Genomic DNA, 279 nt, shown 5'->3' with positions numbered 1-279 from the left:
CGGATTGACCAGACAGGAAGTCAGCTTGCCGCCGAAAGTATGATCGAGGCAGGCCTGATTACAGCCGATACAGGTATTGATTTCATCCGCGCGGCCTTGCTCGGCCTTACGCAGGAATAGCGGATCAGCCAGCAACGGACGCGCCATCGACACCATGTCGCAATAATCGTCTGCAAGCAATTGCTCAGCCACTTCCGGCGTATTGATACGGTTAGTCGCCACCAGCGGAATCGAGACATGGCCTTTGAGTTTTTTGGTGACCCAGGCAAACGCCGCACG

1 protein-coding gene is annotated in these 279 nt (G+C 55.6%); it reads right to left on the bottom strand.

Annotated features, from left to right (window positions below; all coding sequences use genetic code 11):
• A partial coding sequence (locus KDM89_RS22145; RefSeq protein WP_463322651.1) for an oxidoreductase occupies positions 1-279 on the bottom strand: 279 nt, incomplete at both ends.

It is taken from the genome of Cognatundibacterium luofuense, assembly GCF_018139685.1.
Lineage (GTDB): Bacteria > Pseudomonadota > Gammaproteobacteria > Burkholderiales > Burkholderiaceae_D > Undibacterium > Undibacterium luofuense.
Note: the sequence above shows the minus strand (reverse complement) of the source record. Positions and strands in the feature narration are given on the sequence as shown.